Source organism: Aliivibrio salmonicida LFI1238 (genome assembly GCF_000196495.1).
GTDB lineage: Bacteria > Pseudomonadota > Gammaproteobacteria > Enterobacterales > Vibrionaceae > Aliivibrio > Aliivibrio salmonicida.
Map to the genome: position 1 here is coordinate 192761 of NC_011312.1, position 21032 is coordinate 213792.

The window sequence follows — 21032 nt, forward strand, 5'->3', positions numbered from 1 at the left end:
AATGCCACTCAATTGAGTGGCATTTTTTATACGAGTCATAAAATAGGATTAGAGGTAAGCGTGCGGGGAACTACACCTTGTCTTTTACATTCCAAGGTAAAAGTGAATCGATAGCTGGCGATCCAACACATAAACGATCTAGACAATACCTAATATAATCGTAAGGGATTAATCCGTTTGCCTTTGCTGTTTCTACAATGCTGTAAAGCATTGCACTTGAATCTGCACCAGCCGTTGAACCCGAAAATAACCAGTTTTTCCGGCCGATAACAAACGGTTTAACCGCTCGCTCTGCTCGATTGTTATCAATAGATAACAATCCATCATCAATATAACGAACTAATTTATCCCATTGATTTAATGTATAGCTAATCGCCTCACCTAATTTTGTTTTAGGTGATACTCGACTAACTGCGCTATCAAGCCAATCACGGAGCTCTTTAAGTAAATCGCGGGCTTCTGTCTGCCTAGCAACATACTTGGCTTCAGGGGAAGCCTCTTTTAATAACGATTCGATCCGGTATAGCTTTTGGATTTTACTCAATACCCAATCTGCACTCCCTGTTTTCCCTTTTACTTGAACACGTTGAGCCTCAATAAATCGTCGACGTGCGTGTGCCCAACAGCCAACTAAAATCGCTTCAGTTTGTTCATAACCTTGGTAACCATCGGTATGTAAATACCCGTTATAACCTTTTAAAAAGTTAACTGGATGGTAGCCATGCCTGCTAGATTGATAATCATAAAGTACAATTCCAGGCAAAACACCAGAGCCTGGAGAATCATAGCCAGAGCAGTAGACCCACATATAACATTTTGCTTTTTCAACATCCAACACATTTACCGTTGTTTCATCACAATGCAGAGTGGGTTGTTCAAGCAAAATACGATGTAACTCGTTATAAAGAGGGGTAAATAGTACCGAGCATTTTATTAACCAATCCGCCATCGTTCGCCGTCCAATAATGATACCCCATTGCTGAAATAACGTTTCTTGACGATAAAGTGGAAGACTGTATTGAAATTTAGCCGTAATAATTTGAGCAAGTAAACTTGCGGTCGCAATCCCTTTAGGGATTGGTGACGCTGGCATTGGGGCTTGTTTAATGTCTACTGAAGTATTGTTTTTTTCACAATTTCGGCAAGCATATTTAGGACGAACATGTTGAATAACTTCCACTTTAGCTGGTACAAATTCCAACTTTTCACTGATGTCTTTACCCATCGCATGCATCTCTAGACCGCAACACTTACAAGTTTTATCTTTTATGTCGTGGATATAATAACAGTACGCGGTAAGTCTTCAGGTAAGCGTTGGCGTTTTGGCTTTTGACGAGTGTAGGTAATCGTTTGTGTGTCATCATTTTCAATGATGATTTCTTCTTCTGTTTCATTGAATAAATCAAATTGAGTCGAGTCAGATTCACTGCTTTTACCAAAGCGCTGATGTTGAGCCAGCCGAAATTGCTCTAGAAGACGGTTATATTTATTTTCAAGCTGAAGCACAAGTGCTTTCAGCTCGTCAATGGTATCAGGAAGTGGTTTTATTTTATCAGTCATGTAGATGACTATATAACGATAATACAGGTAATCAATCGGTTGCCTCCTATTCTTGACTGAGAATCAACTATTTAAAGGGTTGTTTGATAATGTACCGGTTGATGTCCTAAGATATCAAAACCTTGTAATAGCAGTGTCAGTTGCTGCTCTGATAATGCTAACGTATCGTTATTTATATTTCGTGGCCATTTGAAGCGGTCTTCATCTAATCGCTTGTACCATAAAGCGAATCCTGTTTTATCCCAATACAATATTTTGAGTTTATCACGAGGCTTATTGCAAAATATAAATAGAGCATCACTAAACGGTGATAGTTGCATTTCTTGCTCAACAATCACGACAGGCCATTAATGGCCTTGCGAAAATCGACAAAATCACGATGAAGATAAATGGTGGAAACATCAGTAAATACATTCATGATTGATACCCTTTTAATAAGAGTCCTATCCAGTGAGGTTCAGTATTAGCTGGCAATGTTAATCGCAATTTTCCGATAGAAAGTTGAATATCTGGTAATTGTGGAGTGGCGATGATAGTTGATGTTAACGCTTCTACTTTCAAGAAAGTAGAAGCGTTAATCTTTTGTTTCCATCGTGCTTTACGTGCACTAAATGTCTTTGGCAGAATATTATGGTTACGACAAAATTCAGCGGCACTAAGCTTGCTAGATTGCTGAGATTCAAATAGAGCGTGCCATTGCTCTGGTGTTCTCTTTTTATCTTTTTGCATAATTACGTTCTCGTTAAATGAAAGATCGTAAGATACGCATAATGAATTTTATTTGTTAGGTGTAGTTCCCCGCACGCTTACGGCTTAACTAGTATGTATCGTAAGTTAATGCCAGAGTTAGAAAGTGTATTTCTTACGCCTTCTGAAGAGTATGCTTTTCTCTCTTCGACCATTGTTCGCGAAGTGGCATTGCATGGGGGAAGTGTGGAAGCCTTTGTTCCTTCTGTGGTAAATCAAGCATTAATACATAAAGTAAAGTCACCAGTTTAATGCCCAAACAAAGGCCACTCAAATAAGTGGCCTATGATTACAATTAATGAACGCCTTTTACTTGGCTATTGATGTATAAGGTTTGCAATGTGTGGTAATCCTTATCTAAAAGCTTGCCGTTATTTGAAATCGATTCAGGAGTTATCGCCACCTCTGATACCCATGGATATAATCGATCTGGCTGCTTATTCATATATATCCCCTGCTCTATCAACGTCATTTCAGGATTATAACCAAATCGGTTTGTGTCTGTTGTGCTCAACATATTCTCTCCACCTAAGCTGTAATATGTCGCTTCTGACAAGCTGAATGCATACAAGGTTGGGAAGATATCTTTGTGCGATCCTACAACTTTTTCATTATAGATATATGGCACTTGGTGTTGTATTTTTTCAGGCACATACAGATAAAATGGCACAGCATTGATGATCGCTAAATCATCAGGGTACTGCATCGTAAACCCTCTTAATTTATGATCACCCGTCGCGGCTATGAGGGTTGATTCTCCTAGTGGTGACTGTTTTATATCCATAATAAATTCACCTAATGCGTTATTGGCATACTGATAAGTTTCAAGTAATCGCGTCGCTTCTTCTTCTCCTGACCCCATTCTTTCTAATAAACGCTCGCTCACCTTAAGTGGTTTTACATCATAATTTTCTGGTACTTCATAAGGAGTGTGGTTTGTAATGGTTAAGATGTAAATCATAAGTGGCTGAGTCGCTTCTTTTAGCTCTTTTTCTGCTAGTTTGAAAGCGTATTCATCCGATAATCCCCATTCACCACGAAACGCTTCTGCTTCAGGAAACGCTTTTAAAATCGCATTTTCATCTAATATTTCATCGAAGCCTTGTGATGGTAAATAATTAGCAACATTACGCCACATGCCATTGGTAGCAGTAATAAAAATCGTTTTATACCCTGCAGCTTTATAAGGACGTGCTGCCGCTGCTGCGACTTCTACTTTTTGAGCTGAAGAATGGCTGATCGTCGGAACATTACTTTGCCCTAACATATTCACCAGCGTATTAATTGTCGCTGGAGTCTCAGCTAAAAATCGCTTAAAAACAAAACCAGACTCAAAGGTTGGTCGCAATGCTCCTAATAAGTCATTTTCTGGATAGTTATCTTCAACAAGAACATTAGTTCCCATTCCTTCCATTAATGCCATCACAACATGAGGTTTGTTCTCAGCTAAATAAGCATTATAAGGCGTCGTAAACTGGCCAGTTGAGTTACCAACAACCTTAGTAAACTGAGCTTCAAGATCCACTTTATTTACTGAGTGAAATTTATTCTGTTTTTTATAATCACTTTTCGCCCACTCAAGTGCGATCAATCCATTCGGAGTGATGCTGTTAAGCACTTTATAATCAGAAATTTGCGCGTGATAACGCTTTAATGGATGAGAACCTAATGTGCCTCGCGCAAAGAAGAATATCGTCAAGATCATCACAAAAACAGAGACAGAAATAATTCCTTTGTGTTGTAATTTCCATTCCCATTGCTGCATTTTGTTTACTGCACTACGTACAATGATTGCAGAGAAGAAAGCGACTATCACACTGCTAATAAACGACAAGAAAATAGGATAATCAGCCCAAGCATTGGCTAATACAGCCTTGGTATCATCGTCCGCTAATCCAAAGATAAATACATCAATGTAATTGCCATAGGTAAGGTAGTAATAGTAATTACCAATGGAGAAACCAGTAACAATAAAAAAGATAAGTCCTGCGTACCAAGGGATTATTCTTACAAAGAAACGATAAGCTTTTGGGAAAATAGCGAGAACTAGACCAATGAGCAATAAGGGGACAAAACCAATAACCACTATTTTTAAATCAAAGCGTAAGCCTGTAAATAGAGCACGCCATAGATCCCCGCCGCGATGTGTAAGCTCTGCCATGTCACCAATATTGGCAAGAAAGACTAATCGACCTACAGACATGATGGCTGTGGCAATAAAAACAGATAACCATATGGTTCTACTGAGTTGTTTGAAGTTTTGTTGAAAGCTCATCTATATCTCTTTTCTATTGGTATTCTGATCACTATTTTACTGATTAATAGGTTGGCACTTTTCACACCAAAACGTATTTCTTTGCCCTATTTTCTGTTCTTGGATCAATGACTGACAAATTAAGCACGCCTCTCCTGCTCGTCCGTAAACTTGCAATTCTTGTGCAAAATATCCCGGTTTACCATCGACTTGGTTAAAGTCTTTTAAGGTGGTTCCACCTTGTTTAATAGCCGTCTCTAGTACTTTTTTAATGTCAGATACTAATCGTTCAATTTGGGCTAACGTCAATGTACCTACTGGTGCCTTAGGATTTATCTTTGCCATAAATAAGGATTCACTGGCGTAGATATTCCCCACCCCCACCACAATAGTGTTGTTCATAATAAACTGTTTTACGACGATTTTTTTATTCTTTGCTTTTTCTGCTAGATATTCCACATTAAATACATCGGTAAGTGGCTCTGGGCCAAGCTTGGCAAGCACGTCATGTGAAACGCCTACTTCAGAATATAGCCAAGCACCAAATTTACGAGGATCGTTATAACGAAGCAATTTACCGCTATCTAAAACAAGATCGACATGATCGTGTTTTGCTGTTGGGATCGCCTCATCGAGTATACGTAGACTACCAGACATACCTAAATGAATGATGGCTGTGCCTTCTGGGGTGTCTATCATTAAATATTTAGCACGCCGGCGGATGGATTGAATTCTTTGCCCTACGAGTTTTTGTAGCTCTTGTGGGATCGGCCAGCGCAGCTTTTCTGTTCTGACTGTGATCGCTTTGATAGTTTGACCTTGTAGGTGTGGTGTTATTCCTAATCGGCTGGTTTCGACTTCTGGTAGTTCTGGCATTTTTGATCCTTTTAAAAATAAATCCTTAGCGTTCAGAGATGATCGCAACGAGACTAGAAACTATACGCTGCGCTAACTAGACCGCTTCGCTCCTATAAAAGAAAAAGCGAACACAACTGAAACCAATTATCCTACCACTTCAACCGTACCTGCTCTTATAGTTTCTAGTTAGCGAAGCGTATAGTCTCTAGTGACGACCACTCACTAATACCCTGTCGCAAAATTACCGCTGCCTTTTACTCCTTTCTTTGCTACAATCGAATCAATTATCTAAATAAATCGTGGTATCAAAATGATCATTGTAACTGGCGGCGCTGGCATGATTGGCAGCAACATTATTAAGTCTTTAAATGACAACGGCTTTAACGATATCTTAGTGGTTGATAACCTGAAAGATGGCAAAAAATTCAAGAACCTAGTTGATCTTGATATCACTGATTACATGGATAAAGAAGATTTCATTACGCAAATCATGGCGGGTGATGACTTTGGTACAATTGATGCTATTTTCCACGAAGGTGCGTGCTCTGCTACCACTGAGTGGGATGGCAAATACATGATGATGAACAACTATGAATACTCGAAAGAAGTGCTTCATTTTTGTATCGAACGTGAGATCCCATTCTTATACGCATCATCTGCTGCGACTTATGGCGATACTGATACCTTCATTGAAGAGCGTGAGTACGAAGGTGCATTAAACGTTTACGGCTATTCTAAACAACAGTTTGATAACTACGTTCGCCGCCTATGGGCTGATGCTGAAGCGCACGGTGAAACGGTTTCTCAAATTACCGGTTTCCGTTACTTCAATGTCTATGGTCCTCGTGAGCAACATAAAGGTTCTATGGCTTCGGTTGCTTTCCATCTGAACAATCAAATGAATGCCAGCGAAGATCCTAAACTGTTTGAGCGCAGTGATGAATTCAAGCGTGATTTCGTTTACGTGGGTGATGTGGCTGCGGTTAACTTGTGGTTCTTAGAAAATGGCGTATCAGGTATTTTCAACTGTGGTACTGGTCGTGCTGAACCGTTCCGCGCTGTTGCGGATGCGGTAATTAAGCACCACGGTAAAGGCGAAGTTCAAAGCATTCCGTTCCCTGAGCATTTAAAAGGCGCATATCAAGAGTTTACGCAAGCAGATTTAACTAAGTTGCGAGCTGCGGGTTGTGATGTTGAGTTTAAGTCGGTAGCTGATGGTGTTGCTGAGTATATGGCGATTGTTAATAAGTAAAGCTCTGAGAAGTAAAAGCTATACGCTTTGCTAACTAGAAACTAGATCGCTTCGCTTCTATAAGAGCTAGGTTTCAGGTTTCAGGTTTCAGAAAGAGCGTAAATCAAGCTCAAGAGCGCTACAACTGCTCTTGAACTTATAGTTTCTAGTTATCAGGATAAATGAAAAAAATGAAAAAAATAAGCTTACCTTTAATTGCTACAATACTTTGCTTTCTATTCTTCAGCACCCCTATTATTTATCCTGACTCTTACGTGGTTGCTCCGCTTTTATTGGCACTATTTGGTTTGTTTTTACTGCCAAAAACCTATCACGCCTTTAAAAACAGAGACGTTAAATACATTAGCTTATCCATGGTTGGGTATTTTATTCTTACCATCATCTCTTTTCTGTATTCAGGAGGAGAAACCAGCCAACTTGATATGCCAAGCCGAACGGTGTTGGCCTCTTTCATTTTATGTTTTTTAGTCACTTATAAACCCAATCCGGCACCACTATTTCTGGCTGCACCGATTGGAGCGGCGATTGCAGGCTTCATCAGTTTTTACCATAGCTTTTATATTGGCGGGTGTGCTTTTGTCGGTACGTTTGGTTACATGCCAATTCAAATTGGAGGTATTATCGCCTCATTAGCCACATTCTCTGTTATCTCGTTTTTTTATTACCGTAAAACAGAACAGAAGAACTTTGCTGTATTCAGCTTCGTTGCCGCTAATTTAGGCTACATCGCCACGTTATTATCTGGTGCTCGCGGTGCTTGGCTATTAACTCCCTTTGTTTTACTTATTGTTCTGTATTTAAATAAAGAGTTAATAAATAAAAAAATAGTCGGTTACGCTCTACTTGCTGCAATTATCGATTTATCTATTGCCTCAGCCCAAATCACTTCTCGACTTGATGCAATACAGTCTGATTTAACTCAATACTCAGCTGAACAATCCGCTAGTTCTTCTGGTGCACGCTTAGAGATGTGGAAATCTGCATTATATAGCGCACAAGAATCCCCATTATTTGGTCAAGGATTTTCTGGTATTGAAGCAGCAAAACAGCGCCAACTCGACGCTGGACTCATAGATCCAATTGCCTTGAAATACTCTCGAGCTCATAACCAATATTTAGAAGATTTACAAACCAAAGGGATTTTTGGTCTCTCTGTATTGCTGATCATGTTTGCGGTGCCTTTTGCTTTTTTCAAAAGAAACCTGAAACAATATATCAATGATTCAGACAAAGACACACACTACTTTTTGGCCCTAATGGGAGCCTCGCACGTCGCACTGGTTGCAGGCTATGCCCTTACCCAACATTACTTATCACATCACTCAGGCATTTTATTCTTTGCCGTTGGCATCGCCATACTGAGCGCCTTAGTGATTAACCAAAGAAAACCATCATGAAAATTTTGATCATTGGCCCATCTTGGGTGGGTGATATGGTGATGTCGCAATCACTGTATATCACACTAAAACAACAAAACCCTGACGCTGTTATTGATGTTATGGCTCCGGCATGGTGTAAGCCTATTTTGGAACGCATGCCTGAAGTGAACCAAGCGATTGAAATGCCGCTTGGTCATGGTGCCTTTGATTTGTTTGGTCGCCGCCGTTTAAGTAAGCAGCTTAGCGCTAATAATTATACTCATGCTTATATCTGCCCTAATTCCGCTAAATCGGCATTAATACCTTGGTTTGCTGGTATTCCAATTCGTACTGGCTGGAAAGGCGAGATGCGCTATGGCCTACTTAACGATTTACGTTCAAATAAGAAATCATTTCAATACATGGTCGAACGCTATGTGGCATTGGCTCATCCAAAATCAGAGATGATTAATTCAAGCTCATTAGGTGGGCTAGATACTTTACCTCGACCTAAGCTTGCTATTGATGCTGATACCCAGCAAGCAATGTTAACTAAATTTTCTCTATCTGCGGATAAACCTGTTCTTGGCTTATGCCCTGGTGCGGAATTTGGCCCGGCAAAACAGTGGCCTGTTGAGCATTACGCAGCTGTAGCTAATGAGATGATTAACCAAGGCTATCAAGTATGGTTATTTGGTTCAGCAAAAGATAAAGAAACCACTGAAGCCATTAAATCTTTGGTTCATTCAGATAATCAAGCATCGGTATTTAACCTAGCGGGTGATACCAGTTTAATTGAAGCTGTAGATCTGCTTGCTGCTTGTAAAACGGTTGTCAGTAATGACTCTGGCTTAATGCATGTAGCTGCTGCTGTCGGTTGTCATGTGGTTGGGGTTTATGGTTCAACATCACCAAAGTACACGCCACCATTAGCTGAAAAAGTTGACATTGTGAGTACAGATATTGAATGTCGCCCTTGTTTTAAACGCGAGTGTGAATTTAAGCATTTGAAGTGTCTGACCGATCTTGATCCACAACTAGTGCTGGATAAAATTAGTCCCAAAAGCCACTCGAATGAATCTGTCATTCAGGTTACTTCATGTTAATCCGACTAGTTTATACCTTACTATTAACACTTCTCTCTCCTGTTTTATTGTTTGGTTTATATAAGAAAAAACCAAACAAACCTCAATTTGGTGACCGCTGGAAGGAGCACTTTGGATTTACTCCTACGCTAAAAAAAAGCGAACAACCACTCTGGATTCATGCGGTTTCAGTTGGAGAAGCGATTGCTGCGACACCATTAATTAAAGCATTAAAACAGCAGAGCCCTGAACAGCCAATCCTAGTGACAACCACAACAAGCACGGGTGCAGAGCAGATTGCCAAGTTAGGTGATTTAGTTGAACACCGCTATATGCCTATTGATTTCCCATTTGCTGTGAACGGATTTTTAAAAACGGTTAATCCAAGTAAATTACTGATTATTGAAACAGAGCTGTGGCCAAATACCTTACATTCTGTCGGTAAATCTAACATTCCTATTTATGTGGTTAACGCACGTTTATCTGAGAAGTCTTGCCAAGGCTACACCAAAATTCAACCTGTTTTTACCGAGCTAAGTAAGCACTTAACAAAAGTACTATGCCAAACCCAAGCGGATGCAGATCGCTTTGCGCGTTTAGGTATCAATAAAGAAAGATTATGTGCTACTGGCTCTATCAAATTTGATATTCAAATCTCGGATGAGATAAAACAGCAAGGCCAAGAGTTACGTCAGCTATTAGACAATGACCGCCCTATTTGGATTGCAGCTAGTACTCATAAAGGTGAAGATGAACAAGTTCTTGATGCTCATAAAGAAGTATTGAAAGAGCACCCTAACGCCTTGTTAATCTTGGTACCTCGCCACCCTGAGCGTTTTGATACGGTATTTGAATTAAGTAAAAACTCGGGATTTAGCAGTATAAGACGCACCTCTAACAAAACGGTTACCGCTGAAACTCAAGTTTATCTTGGTGATACCATGGGTGAAATGCTAGTTCTGATCGGCGCGGCTGATGTGTGCTTTATGGGCGGGAGTTTACTTGGCGATAAAGTCGGTGGGCACAATGTTTTAGAGCCTGCTGCGCTAGGTGTGCCTGTTATTATAGGGCCGAGTTATTATAACTTTAAAGAGATTGTGGATACGTTACGAGGTGAACAAGGGATTGTTATTTGTGAGCCGACTCAACTTAGTAATCACATCGTCAAGCTGATTGATGATAGTACTGAATATCAATTACTTCAAAACTCCGCTTCTAATGTTGTTCAAAGTAATCAAGGTGCTTTAAATCGTACGATCGCTATCTCAAATATATAATCACGATTATCAGTAGTCATATCTAAATTAAATAAGGTTAATTTTCATGAATGTTTTTCTTGTGACATCCCCCTTTCAATATATTTGTGCAAATGAAGCAAGATGTCATTATGCGACTAATGATAATATCCTCCTGCTTGTAAAACAAGATATGGAGCCCGCAATTAGCCAAATGACAAAGATTGTTAATGAAAATGATTGGACGCATGTGATTAATATTGAGCGAAGCCAACGAACATTCTCAATGCCGAAGGCCATCAAAGCGGTCAATAAGATAAGAACGAATAGCTCTATTAAGCACTTTTTTCATGGCGAATATAACGGATGGCGAACCAAATTTCTGTTACGTAACTTGAAACCTGATACTGAAATTTATTTCGATGATGGTTCGTTAACTTTAGGGGAATATGAGCGCTTTATCAAAACAGAGCACACTTTCTATCGCCCACGATTTGTAAATGATCTGATAATAAAAATGCAGGGACTAAAGCCTATTGGTCGACTACCCATTTCTAAAAAGTTAGAGATTTTCACAATTTTTGATATAAAGGATCCCACGGTGCCAGTTGTCAAAAATGATTTTTCTAACATGAGAGAAACATATAATTTGAATGACGATCACCAGCGCGAACATTCTAATGAATACGCTCTCTTCTTAGGCCAAGGTAGCATTGATTGTCATGGGACAATTAAGTCTTTCTACTTAGATGCAATTAAGCGTTTTGCTAAAACTACAGGAAAGAAAATCTTATATGCACCTCATCGTACAGAAACTTCAGATATCCGCAAAGAAATTTTGAAGATTGAAAACTTGACGTATCACGATTCAACACTACCTATTGAATTAGAAATTGCAGAAAAGCAACTAAATATCAACAACATAGGCGGGATAGCATCTACAGCACTGTACACTTTAAAAATCATTTACCCTCATATAAAAATATATTCTGCAAAACAGTCTAAAGAAGAATATCATACACAGGTAACTTATACTGACAATGAGCTGATGCTTGAACTCTTAAAATCTATTGGCATTGAATTATTCTAATCGAGTAGAAGGAGGCCTCTAACAATGAGTACTGTCCCTGCTCTTCGAACCATTTTATTGTAATCGTCTAATTTAAGTTCAGAACCATTAAAAAATATTCAGAATGATCTACAAATTGATCATCAATAAGTTTCAATCTTGTGATGAATTTGCTAGATCGTAACAATAACCGACACACTCTTACCGTTTAAAAACTCGCTCGGACTCAGAAAATTTAATGTCTTTCTAGGTCGAGAATTAATCAAAAACTCTGCCTGTTTAATCTCTTTTGCAGTAAGTTCTCCAATGGCCATTCCCTTTGGGAAAAAACGTCTTAGTAAACCATTGGTATTTTCATTCAAACCTCGTTGCCAAGAATGGTAAGGTTTAGCAAAATAAATGTCACAGTTCAGATGCTTAGCTATCTTAGCATGACCTGCGAACTCTCCGCCATTATCAAATGTGATTGTTTTGCAAAGCTCTTTAAAGGGCTTCATCATGCGATTTATCCCGCGAGTAACGGCCTTTTTGGATTTATTGCGTACTTTGCACGTAACTAATAGCTTAGACACTCGTTCTACCATCGTTACTAAATACCCGTCTTGACCATAAACAGTGTCACCTTCCCAGTGACCAACCTCAGATTTATCATCGACAATAGCAGGGCGTTGAGATATATCAATGCGGTTAGGAATGAGTCTTGCTCCTGCTTCTACACCTTTGCGTTGTTTGTATTTTTTGCCTTTTCGAGCAAGCATCCTTTGCCACTGCTCTCTTTTAATTGCGTTGTAAATAGTACTGCAACATATTGTATTTTCTATTTTTTCTCTACGCATTCGTCCAGATATTTGCTCTGGGCTCCAACCAAGCTGAAGATATAGGTGAATTATTTTTTTATTCTTTTGGCTGCATTTTGTGTGCTTAATCGAAAGTGTTCTTTTTTGGAAAGCGTGTTTATGCGCTTGCTCGGCAGAATAGCTTCCAGCAGGACAACGTCGTAGTTCCTTTGAAATGGAGCCATTGCTCCGTTTTAATTTTTGTCCTATTTCACGAGCAGAAATACTATGTGTATTCCACGCTTCAATCTGGTATCTTTCACCTAGTGTCAGTTGCTTATATTGGTATCCCATGGGGTTACCTTAGTTGATTGTGTGAGAGCTTGAAGCTTATAGGCAACTGACTCTCAAATCTATACCAAAGTGTGTCGGTTATTCTTGGAACCTAGGTTTTTAAGAAATACCTTGTAAATTATAAAGACTAATTTAATCAAATCCCTTTTAAAAAGCATACTCATGCGATTTACCTGATGCTGTTAATATTAAGTTATATTTTAATAATCCAAAAGATATATTTCTTTCGGATTATTAATTAACACTATAAAACTAGATGGATTTTAACACCCACTCACCATTATTATCCTTATTGAACAATTCAGTATTGTATAAGCCATCTACAACATCCCAAAATTGCCTATTCGAATAGCCTAGAAAATTACAAAAATCTTCAATGCATTTAGGATCTAATTTCGCATCTTTAGCTTTAACTAACTCCACCGCTTCTTTTCTAGTCAACATTCCATAACGCACCATTCTTGCAGCATAATCCGTCGCTGATGCATGACCAAATTTTGGATATTTTAACCAAGGGTGAACCAAGTAAGCCCGAGAATCAACTTGATCAAAGTTCTCTACATGATGAGTTCTATCCCACTCATGTGTTAAATCTTTAAATCCACGTTTTGTTGCAAAATTATAGTTCGTAAAACTATCCCAAGGAATAAAATAACCAAGATACATTGGGTCGATACGGTCTAACTGTGATTTTGTTGGAGCGTGACAAAGTACAAGATCGTTATCTTGAATGTTATCATCAATTAAATCTTCAAATGGAATATCACTAGCTACACCATTATCAATAATATTTCTAGCTGAATAAGTTTCAACTGCATCCGCACCACCATATTCGAAACTTACATTTTCACCATAGACCAAAAGCGCTGTATTAAATTTTTCAGCCATCATTAATGGATATGTATATATTAACCGGTCAATAAACCACGTCGGCTTACCATATCGTTCAAATGTCTTTCTCATCAAATGCTTCTGCACCTTGATGTTAGGTTTCAATGATATTATGTCACATCCAAACTCTTCAGAAATATTTCTAATATTATGCTTACCGGCATCAGTCATAGGAAAGTTATCTTCAACCGAAACCAGTAATGGATTCATCTTCATAACTTCTTTCATGAAATATACTTGATAGTGACTATCTTTACCGCCAGAAACGGCGATCATACAATCATATTGCCCTTCACCATTAATACCACGATATTTTTCGCAAAGTTTTTCTAACTCTTTATACCTAGAATCCCAGTCGATATTTTTCTTTTTCTCATGATTTAGACATGGGGTACAAATACCATTTTCATCAAATGCTATCCCAGGTCTAGTATCAGGCATTACACATTTAGAGCAATATTTCATTTTAGTTCTCCTTTACAAAAAAATTCAGCCAGTTCAAAATCTAACTTAGTATCTATATCAAACGACACGTGATTATCCATTACATAAGAAAAAGATTCTGATGTATAACGAATTTCACCTTTATTCTTTAGCTTATCTACATCAAATAAATATAGAGCACCGTTTAAGCGATAAAACTCTTCTAGATCTTGTGAACGTTGCAAGGCCTCTTGACGTAAAAACTCCCCCATAGATCCATCTTTCGGTAAAGTATTAGTCCAGAGTGGTGAATGCTCACAAGGTGTTACTGATACGACTGAAAATGCTTCTTTTTTAATAAATAATTCTAGGGCTTCATCAATATGCTGAGCAGTACGAAGCGGCGATGTCGGTTGTAAAATAACAACAATATCTACATCAGAACCAAATTTATTCAAGGTATAGAAAAGCACACTTTCTGTTGTCGCTGTATCTGAAGCTAATTTTTTAGGTCTCAATTCAGGAACGTCAACACCAAATCTTTGTGATACTTCCACAATTTCTTGATCATCCGTACTGACAAATACGGTATCAATCTATTTACTTTGTTGTGCCGCTTCAATAGACCAAGCTATTAAAGGCTTTCCATTTAAAGGAAGTATATTTTTCCTTGGTAATCTTTTACTGCCGCCTCTAGCAGGAATAATCGCCATTATTTTTTTATTACTAATCATTATAAAACACCCAAAGTATGAATATCCGCTTGTGCACGATTAAAATCATCCATACGACCGATATCTAACCAATATTCATGAATAGGGAACATAAGAATGTTATCGCGCTCATTCATATGCTGTTCTAGCAATGTTGGCATATCAATATGGTGATTTTCAGGAACCGACTGGATCACGCGTGGCGACACGACATAAATACCAGCATTAACAAAGAAACGTTGAATTGGTTTCTCTACCATACTTGTAATCTTGTTTCCTTCACCATTAATCACGCCATAAGGGATTTGATAATCGTACTCGCGAACACACATGGTTGCATCGGCTTCATTTTCTGTATGGAAATCTAATAGACGTTCAAAATCGACCTTGGTAAGTACATCTCCATTCATCATGATTAATGGTAGGTCTTTTGGTAAATCATCAGGAAGTAAACCAAGCGCCCCACCAGTACCTAGCGGAAAATCTTCATGAACATAGCTGATCTTTACACCTAAATCAGATCCATCACCAAAGTGCTGCTGGATCTGCTCTGGCATATAGTGTGTCGATATATAGAAATTTACAAAACCCGCTTTAATAAAGCTACGAATAACTGTCTCTAAAATTGGCTTATTACCAATTTTAAGCATGGGTTTAGGGCAAGAATCTGTTAGAGGACGCAAACGCGTACCAAAGCCACCTGCCATGATAAATACAGGGTTGTGATAGGTTTTCTCTTCAAATAAGTGATGGAGCGTTTCTAGCCCTACCACTTTATTTTCTTCCATTAATGGTATCGCAAGAATCCCTTCGCTCTCCATTAATTTAACTAACTGCTCTTTTGCTGTATTCACTGATGCCGTAATAGGTGAGCAACTCATGATATCTACAACAAGGGTATCTAAAGGTAAGTTATTTAAAATACTTCTACGAATATCACCATCTGTAACTACACCTAAGAGCTGCTGTTCATCATTAACAACTAATGCGATTCTCAATGATTCATTATCAATAACTCTAAGCGCATCAACAATGGTGGATTCCGGTTTAATTAATACTTTTTTCCAAGAATAACTCATGACTTACCTTATTACTTATTTCAATACCGAACGGCTTGGGTAGCAGATTTGTTCAGAAGATATATTTTTAGTCACTATAGCACCCGCACCAACAATCGAACTTTGTTCAAGCGTAATGTTTTGAATCACAGTTGCGTTTGCTCCAATATATACATATTGATGTGTCGTCACTTGACCACATAATATTGCTTTAGGCGCAATATGGTTATACTGACCAATCATGCAGTCATGCTCAATAATTACACCACTATTAATAATACTGTGAGCACCAATCACTACACCCGCTTGAATGATAGCCCCTGAAAAAATTTGAGCACCTTGCTCTATCTCAGCAAATGAGGATACTTGAGCGCTATCAGAAATCACGGTTTCAAATGAATATCCAAGAGATATAAAATACTCATTTAGTTTACGCTTTAACCCTGACTTAGGGAGCATGCCTACGCCATTAACCAAGTATACTGAGTCTGGTGAAAAACCAAGTACATCGTCATCATTTTTAAGATGTGTTAAGCCAGAGAAAACACGACGCTGACTAATATCCTCTGGGCTAACAATAGCAAGAATTTCACGCTGTTGTGAACGAAGGATATCAACTAAGACACTTGCGTGACCTCCTCCACCAATCACAACCAGAGGCTTTAACTCTGTCTTACTCAACAATTAAATCTCCTGCTTTATAATCTTGGCTTGCAGGTTGATTCAATAGAGCCCAGTAGTGGTATGGCGACATGCCTGATCCTGGGCGTTTAATTGTAAGGTTATCTTCTGTAATAAGATCACCTTGTTGAATCGCTTTCGCTGCCACTAAACTTTTACGCGCAACGGCTTTGTTTTTTACTTCTGATACCGTTGGACTTTTCACTCCCACACCTAAAGCAACTTCAACTTGGCGTATTGCGCTTACCATAGCTGTTAATTCTTGAGGCTCTAAAGAGGCTTTATGGTCTGGGCCTTCCATGTTTTGGTCTAACGTAAAGTGCTTTTCAATTAAAACCGCACCACGAGCAACAGCAGCAATTGGAATGGTGATCCCTGCACTGTGATCGGAATAGCCTGCAGGTAACTCAAATGCACGACCTAATGTATCCATTGCTTTGAGATTGATTTCAACCATTGGAGCTGGGTATTCTGTAGTGCAATGCAATATTGTCACTTTTTTCTTTAGTGCTTTCTGACCTTGCTCTGAAGCATAAGCTTGCTGAAAAGCTAACTCACTTGGCTCTTCTGTTTTATCTGCAACATAACCAAAAGCAATGACGCCTAATACTGCTTCAATTTCTGACAAGGTTGCCATGCCAGTAGAGACAATTAAATCACATCCAGTACGAGCGTGCTCTAAAACCAATGGGGCATTGGTAATTTCACCTGATGGAATTTTAAGACGAGTTAACCCTAAATCATTTACTAAAAAATCAAGGCTTTCTGAATCAAACGCGGTTGAAAGAAATTCAATACCTAACGATTCACAATGCTTAACTAGCTGATGGTGAATATCATACGAAAGCTCTAATCGACTTAACATTGCTAATTGTGATTCTTGCTTTTGTGTATTGGTAACTTGATACTCTGCTTGAACTGCATCTTCCGTTACTAGATTTTTTGCTTTAAAGGTTTGAAATTTAACAATGTCTGCACCTGCGTGATAAGCCGCATCAACAAGTTGAAAGGCCAGATTTTCATCACCGTTATGGTTAACGCCAGCTTCTGCAATAATTAGGGTCATGACTCTCTCACTCTACATCGTTAATAGTTATATCGTAAAACGCTTTGCTTGGTGTGAATTGCAACGATTTAATCATTTCAATCACTTTACCGCTAGTATCACCCTGACCATATGGATTATGGATCTTTTCATCAGCAAGTTTATAAGTTCGGTCTATAGCAACTTGTATCGCGTCTGAAATCGACTGTTGATTAGGTTCAACATTCAAAACACTCTTAGCGGCTAAACGCCCTTTTTGTCTTGAACCTATATTTACGGTCGGAACATCAAAGGCAGGCACTTCAATTATTCCGCTTGATGAATTACCAATAACAGCAGTTGCATGCATAACCGAGCTAAGATAACGAACCTGTCCTAAAGAAGGGATTGCTAATACTCGTGTTGGATTGCTACGAGCGTATTCTTCAAGAATTGGAATTATACGTCGCCCACCATCATCGGCATTTGGATACGTTAAAATAACTTGATGATCTGGGTACTCATCTAACGCATTTAATAAGGCTTGAAAACTCTCTTCTGGTGCTTCATTACCGAGGGTTACAGGATGATAGGTTACCAAAAAGAAAGGCTTATCTAAAGTAAAATCTAATGATTCAGATAACTCTGCCACCGTCATAAATGTCGCACGTTTTAAATGGTCTAACCCAATAGCACCAACATTTTGCACTCGACTCGGATCTTCACCTAATTGTATAACACGTTGGCGATAGTCTTCAGTTGATGTTCCGTGCAAGTAACTAAGTTTAGTGATTGCATGGCGAATCGCATCATCATAAGCACCTTCAGTGATTTCACCACCATGTAAATGAACAATGGGAATACGCATGATCATTGCTGTTTGTGCGGCAGCTAACGCCTCAAAACGATCACCAAGAATCACTAGAACATCAGGTTGTAATCGTGAAAGCGAATCTGCAAACCCTAACACACCCAACCCCATACTTTTGGCTGTACCTACTGCTGAATCGGATGAAAGAAGAATTTCAATTTTTTCATCAATCACAAACCCATCGGTTTCTATTTGCTTATAGGTTTCTCCGAATTCTGGAGATAAATGCATGCCAGAAACCAAAAGTTGCAACTGAAGTTCTGGGTCATTTTGAATATCTTTTAAAAGCCAAAAGAGCAGGCCATACTCTGCTCTTGTCCCTGTAAAAACGGCTACTTTCTTATTCATGAATAGCTGACTCATAATAAACCGATTACCTCTTTGTTGTCTTTCATTACAGCTACAGTGCAACAGGCGTGCTAGGTAAATTAATCAAGTGTGCTTCAATATATTCAGACTGAGTTAAATCACCACGAGGTGCCTCTTTAAACATTGGCAAACGGTGCATCAATTGCCAGATTGGGCGAGTCATTACACCTGATTCATTGGTTTGTTTTAAAATATCATTACGCGCGTCTACTGACGGACAAATCACTGCATTTAACCAATAATTTGACTGTGCATATTCAGGCTCAGACACAAATTGGAAATCACTTTCAGCAAAAAAATCTTGATAACGATTTGCCAATACTCGCTTCTGAGCTAAGTATGGTTCTAATACTTCCATCTGAGCACAACCTAACGCTGCATTAAGGTTCGGCATTCGATAGTTAAAACCGGCTTCATCATGATAGAACTCATAAGGATGTGGTACTTTTGCTGTCGTAGTAACGTGTTTTGTTCGAGCTCCAAGCTCTGCCGTTTTGCATAGCACCATACCGCCGCCACCAGTTGTAATGATCTTATTACCATTAAAACTAACCGCACCAAAATCGCCTAACGTACCCGTATGTTTACCTTTGTAAAAAGAGCCTAAGCTTTCAGCTGCATCTTCAACTAAGGTAATATTCCATTTATGGCAAACGGCAATCAATTCATCTAATTCGACAGGGTGTCCAAAGGTATGCATTGGTACAACCGCACGAATTGGACGTTTAGTTTGTGAATGAATACACCCCGTTTCCGTAACTTGTGCATGTTGAGTTAAATACTCATCCATCGCTTTAGGACAAAGCCCTAAGCTTACAGGTGATACATCGACAAAGATTGGTTCTGCACCCATGTGATGCAATGCATTACAGGTTGCAACAAAAGTAAGCGCTTGAGTAATAACAAAATCACCATGCTGAACGCCTGCCATATACAAGGCAGCATGAAGCGCAGCTGTTCCATTAACCGTCGCAACCGCTTTTGCTGTTCCTGTATAGGATTCTATTTTCTGTTCAAATTCATCTACAAATTTACCAACGCTAGATACGAAAGTACTTTGAATGGTTTCTAGAACATACTTCTGCTCATTGCCATCAAACGTTGGGGCATGCAGTGGAATAAAGTCATTAGTTTGATAAATATCTCGCACAAACTCAACTAGTGGTGTTTTGTTCATTACTTTGGTCTCCACTTTCTTAATTACATTTTGCTATCAAGGTACTTGCCTGTTTCTTTGTGCCCAAAATCAGGGATCATGGTAAAGAATAATTGTACGATTTCTTCTTTAGTCCACTGACGATCTGACTTCATTTGACCTATTTTTTGTTCAAATAGCGCAAGTAACTCTTGTTGATAAAGTGGATCATTTTTAATGATGCCTAAATTATCAAAACGCGCCATATCTAGTGTTTCTTTATCAGTGAAAAATTCTTCAAAATCTTTTTCACCAGTAGTATCACTAGAGGTAAATAAACATGGCCACTTACCTTGAGCAGGTAATGTTTTAGCTAATTCGCGAGCTTCATCTTCGCTGTCACATAAATGAGGTTCATAACCAATTTGCTTAAGATATTTTACCGCAATATCTGCGAACGAAATTAAATGCAGTGCTTCGCTTAATTTAGGGAAGAAGATGTCTCGGTTTTCACCAAAAATACACGACATTAAACACAGTTCACCTGACTCTTGTGGAGTAACGAAATAACGTTTGATGTCATTTGGCGCTACAATCGGTTGGTTCTTTTGAATTCGCTGATTAAAACCATGAAGCAAAGAGCCGTCAGAAAAAGCCACATTCGCAAAACGAGCGGTAGAGATAGCCATTTTTTCACTCTTACGCATTAAGAACATTTCCATAATGCGCTTTGAAGCACCCATCATGTTGACAGGATTTGCTGCTTTATCGGTAGAGACACAGAAATATTTTTTCGCGCCAGCATCAATTGACTGTTGAATTGTTTTGTCAGTATTAAACACGTTTACATCAATCATACGCATCAAAGTGAATGGATCTTTTTCACTACGTACATGCTTAAGTGCAGATAAATTCAATACATAATCATACTGGCCATCGGCTTTGATAAACGCATCATATTCAATAGAACCGATATCTAATGCAAAAGTTTGAAAGTCACCATTGATGTAACCAAATGAGCTACGAATATCACGCACTAACTCAACCATGTTGTTTTCACTGATATCAACAACATGTAGCTTTTGAGGGTTACGCTTGAAGATCTCTTTTGTCACCGCTTGGCCGATTGATCCTGCACCACCGAGAACAAGGAAGCGAGATTGAGAGACGATACGAGATAGTTCAGCTTCATGGCTAGCAATATCTTGTGTAAATAAGGCATCGGTACGACCGATAAGGGATAGAATTGGATTCATGGTTACCACTTTTATACAATTTTCATACTATAGGGGAAAGGAATAGAGATATTTAATCGAATT

At 38.8% G+C, this 21032-nt stretch carries 17 protein-coding genes and 3 pseudogenes; 6 read left to right on the forward strand and 14 right to left on the reverse strand.

Going from position 1 to position 21032, the window contains the following annotated elements; genetic code table 11:
* Positions 1–70 precede the first annotated feature (70 nt).
* The 3 genes and pseudogenes from VSAL_RS01035 to tnpA form a co-directional block, all read right to left on the reverse strand.
* Positions 71–1560 (reverse strand): annotated as a pseudogene (locus VSAL_RS01035) (IS66-like element ISVsa2 family transposase).
* A gap of 71 nt (positions 1561–1631) precedes the next feature.
* Positions 1632–1898 carry an IS66 family insertion sequence element accessory protein TnpB gene (gene tnpB / locus VSAL_RS01040; protein ID WP_083799278.1) on the reverse strand — a complete coding sequence of 89 codons (267 nt, stop codon included), beginning with the start codon at positions 1896–1898 and terminating at the stop codon, positions 1632–1634.
* 76 nt (positions 1899–1974) lie between these two features.
* The gene (gene tnpA / locus VSAL_RS01045) at positions 1975–2289 is read right to left on the reverse strand and encodes an IS66 family insertion sequence element accessory protein TnpA (protein ID WP_012548925.1); all 315 of its coding nucleotides are present in this window, start codon (positions 2287–2289) and stop codon (positions 1975–1977) included.
* A gap of 72 nt (positions 2290–2361) precedes the next feature.
* Here tnpA and coaD point away from each other — a divergent pair.
* A pseudogene (coaD, locus tag VSAL_RS01050) lies at positions 2362–2559 on the forward strand (pantetheine-phosphate adenylyltransferase); the annotation flags it as partial.
* 43 nt (positions 2560–2602) lie between these two features.
* Here coaD and VSAL_RS01055 read toward each other — a convergent pair.
* Both VSAL_RS01055 and mutM read right to left on the reverse strand, forming a co-directional pair.
* A complete protein-coding gene (locus tag VSAL_RS01055) occupies positions 2603–4582 on the reverse strand; it encodes an LTA synthase family protein (protein WP_012549040.1) in 1980 nt (659 codons plus the stop codon).
* A 36-nt stretch (positions 4583–4618) separates the two neighbouring features.
* Positions 4619–5437 (reverse strand): bifunctional DNA-formamidopyrimidine glycosylase/DNA-(apurinic or apyrimidinic site) lyase, encoded by an 819-nt coding sequence (gene mutM / locus VSAL_RS01060; RefSeq protein ID WP_012549041.1) that lies wholly within the window; start codon positions 5435–5437, stop codon positions 4619–4621.
* A gap of 292 nt (positions 5438–5729) precedes the next feature.
* Between mutM and rfaD the strand changes: the two genes are divergently transcribed.
* The 5 genes from rfaD to VSAL_RS01085 all read left to right on the forward strand — a co-directional run bounded on the left by rfaD (position 5730) and on the right by VSAL_RS01085 (position 11439).
* Positions 5730–6671 (forward strand): ADP-glyceromanno-heptose 6-epimerase, encoded by a 942-nt coding sequence (rfaD, locus tag VSAL_RS01065; RefSeq protein WP_012549042.1) that lies wholly within the window; start codon positions 5730–5732, stop codon positions 6669–6671.
* Positions 6672–6841: 170 nt separating this feature from the next.
* Positions 6842–8068, forward strand: a complete 1227-nt coding sequence (locus VSAL_RS01070; protein ID WP_012549043.1) for an O-antigen ligase family protein — start codon at positions 6842–6844, stop codon at positions 8066–8068.
* Entirely contained in the window at positions 8065–9135 is a 1071-nt protein-coding gene (gene waaF, locus VSAL_RS01075) for a lipopolysaccharide heptosyltransferase II (protein WP_012549044.1), read from the forward strand. Before VSAL_RS01070 ends, waaF begins: the two co-directional genes overlap by 4 nt.
* A complete protein-coding gene (gene waaA, locus VSAL_RS01080) occupies positions 9129–10391 on the forward strand; it encodes a lipid IV(A) 3-deoxy-D-manno-octulosonic acid transferase (protein ID WP_012549045.1) in 1263 nt (420 codons plus the stop codon). The genes waaF and waaA overlap by 7 nt, the downstream gene beginning before the upstream one ends.
* A 46-nt stretch (positions 10392–10437) precedes the next feature.
* A complete protein-coding gene (locus tag VSAL_RS01085; protein ID WP_012549046.1) occupies positions 10438–11439 on the forward strand; it encodes a polysialyltransferase family glycosyltransferase in 1002 nt (333 codons plus the stop codon).
* 152 nt (positions 11440–11591) lie between these two features.
* Here VSAL_RS01085 and VSAL_RS01090 read toward each other — a convergent pair whose 3' ends face one another.
* The 9 genes and pseudogenes from VSAL_RS01090 to VSAL_RS01130 form a co-directional block, all read right to left on the reverse strand.
* Positions 11592–12548, reverse strand: coding sequence for an IS30-like element ISVsa7 family transposase (locus VSAL_RS01090; RefSeq protein ID WP_012549047.1), 957 nt, complete (start codon positions 12546–12548; stop codon positions 11592–11594).
* A 252-nt stretch (positions 12549–12800) separates the two neighbouring features.
* On the reverse strand, positions 12801–13904 hold the full coding sequence (locus VSAL_RS01095; protein ID WP_012549048.1) for an N-acetyl sugar amidotransferase: 1104 nt from the start codon (positions 13902–13904) through the stop codon (positions 12801–12803).
* A pseudogene (locus tag VSAL_RS01100) lies at positions 13901–14596 on the reverse strand (acylneuraminate cytidylyltransferase family protein). The gene VSAL_RS01095 and the pseudogene VSAL_RS01100 overlap by 4 nt, the downstream one beginning before the upstream one ends.
* The gene (locus VSAL_RS01105; protein ID WP_012549049.1) at positions 14596–15654 is read right to left on the reverse strand and encodes a nucleotidyltransferase family protein; all 1059 of its coding nucleotides are present in this window, start codon (positions 15652–15654) and stop codon (positions 14596–14598) included. Before VSAL_RS01105 ends, VSAL_RS01100 begins: the two are co-directional and overlap by 1 nt.
* A gap of 15 nt (positions 15655–15669) precedes the next feature.
* Positions 15670–16314, reverse strand: coding sequence for an acetyltransferase (locus VSAL_RS01110; protein ID WP_012549050.1), 645 nt, complete (start codon positions 16312–16314; stop codon positions 15670–15672).
* Positions 16307–17380: an N-acetylneuraminate synthase gene (neuB, locus tag VSAL_RS01115; protein ID WP_012549051.1), complete on the reverse strand. Its 1074-nt coding sequence runs from the start codon at positions 17378–17380 to the stop codon at positions 16307–16309. The genes VSAL_RS01110 and neuB overlap by 8 nt, the downstream gene beginning before the upstream one ends.
* Positions 17381–17387: 7 nt before the next feature.
* On the reverse strand, positions 17388–18572 hold the full coding sequence (neuC, locus tag VSAL_RS01120) for a UDP-N-acetylglucosamine 2-epimerase (protein WP_012549052.1): 1185 nt from the start codon (positions 18570–18572) through the stop codon (positions 17388–17390).
* A gap of 37 nt (positions 18573–18609) precedes the next feature.
* Positions 18610–19755 (reverse strand): LegC family aminotransferase, encoded by a 1146-nt coding sequence (locus VSAL_RS01125; protein ID WP_012549053.1) that lies wholly within the window; start codon positions 19753–19755, stop codon positions 18610–18612.
* A gap of 23 nt (positions 19756–19778) precedes the next feature.
* A complete protein-coding gene (locus VSAL_RS01130) occupies positions 19779–20969 on the reverse strand; it encodes a UDP-N-acetylglucosamine 4,6-dehydratase (RefSeq protein WP_012549054.1) in 1191 nt (396 codons plus the stop codon).
* Positions 20970–21032 lie beyond the last annotated feature (63 nt).

Coding starts and splice junctions, on each gene's coding strand:
- tnpA (WP_012548925.1), bottom strand. CDS start 2,289: ATGCAAAAAGATAAAAAGAGAACACCAGAGCAATGGCACGCTCTATTT.
- VSAL_RS01055 (WP_012549040.1), bottom strand. CDS start 4,582: ATGAGCTTTCAACAAAACTTCAAACAACTCAGTAGAACCATATGGTTA.
- mutM (WP_012549041.1), bottom strand. CDS start 5,437: ATGCCAGAACTACCAGAAGTCGAAACCAGCCGATTAGGAATAACACCA.
- rfaD (WP_012549042.1), top strand. CDS start 5,730: ATGATCATTGTAACTGGCGGCGCTGGCATGATTGGCAGCAACATTATT.
- VSAL_RS01070 (WP_012549043.1), top strand. CDS start 6,842: ATGAAAAAAATAAGCTTACCTTTAATTGCTACAATACTTTGCTTTCTA.
- waaF (WP_012549044.1), top strand. CDS start 8,065: ATGAAAATTTTGATCATTGGCCCATCTTGGGTGGGTGATATGGTGATG.
- waaA (WP_012549045.1), top strand. CDS start 9,129: ATGTTAATCCGACTAGTTTATACCTTACTATTAACACTTCTCTCTCCT.
- VSAL_RS01085 (WP_012549046.1), top strand. CDS start 10,438: ATGAATGTTTTTCTTGTGACATCCCCCTTTCAATATATTTGTGCAAAT.
- VSAL_RS01090 (WP_012549047.1), bottom strand. CDS start 12,548: ATGGGATACCAATATAAGCAACTGACACTAGGTGAAAGATACCAGATT.
- VSAL_RS01095 (WP_012549048.1), bottom strand. CDS start 13,904: ATGAAATATTGCTCTAAATGTGTAATGCCTGATACTAGACCTGGGATA.
- VSAL_RS01105 (WP_012549049.1), bottom strand. CDS start 15,654: ATGAGTTATTCTTGGAAAAAAGTATTAATTAAACCGGAATCCACCATT.
- neuB (WP_012549051.1), bottom strand. CDS start 17,380: ATGACCCTAATTATTGCAGAAGCTGGCGTTAACCATAACGGTGATGAA.
- neuC (WP_012549052.1), bottom strand. CDS start 18,572: ATGAGTCAGCTATTCATGAATAAGAAAGTAGCCGTTTTTACAGGGACA.
- VSAL_RS01125 (WP_012549053.1), bottom strand. CDS start 19,755: ATGAACAAAACACCACTAGTTGAGTTTGTGCGAGATATTTATCAAACT.
- VSAL_RS01130 (WP_012549054.1), bottom strand. CDS start 20,969: ATGAATCCAATTCTATCCCTTATCGGTCGTACCGATGCCTTATTTACA.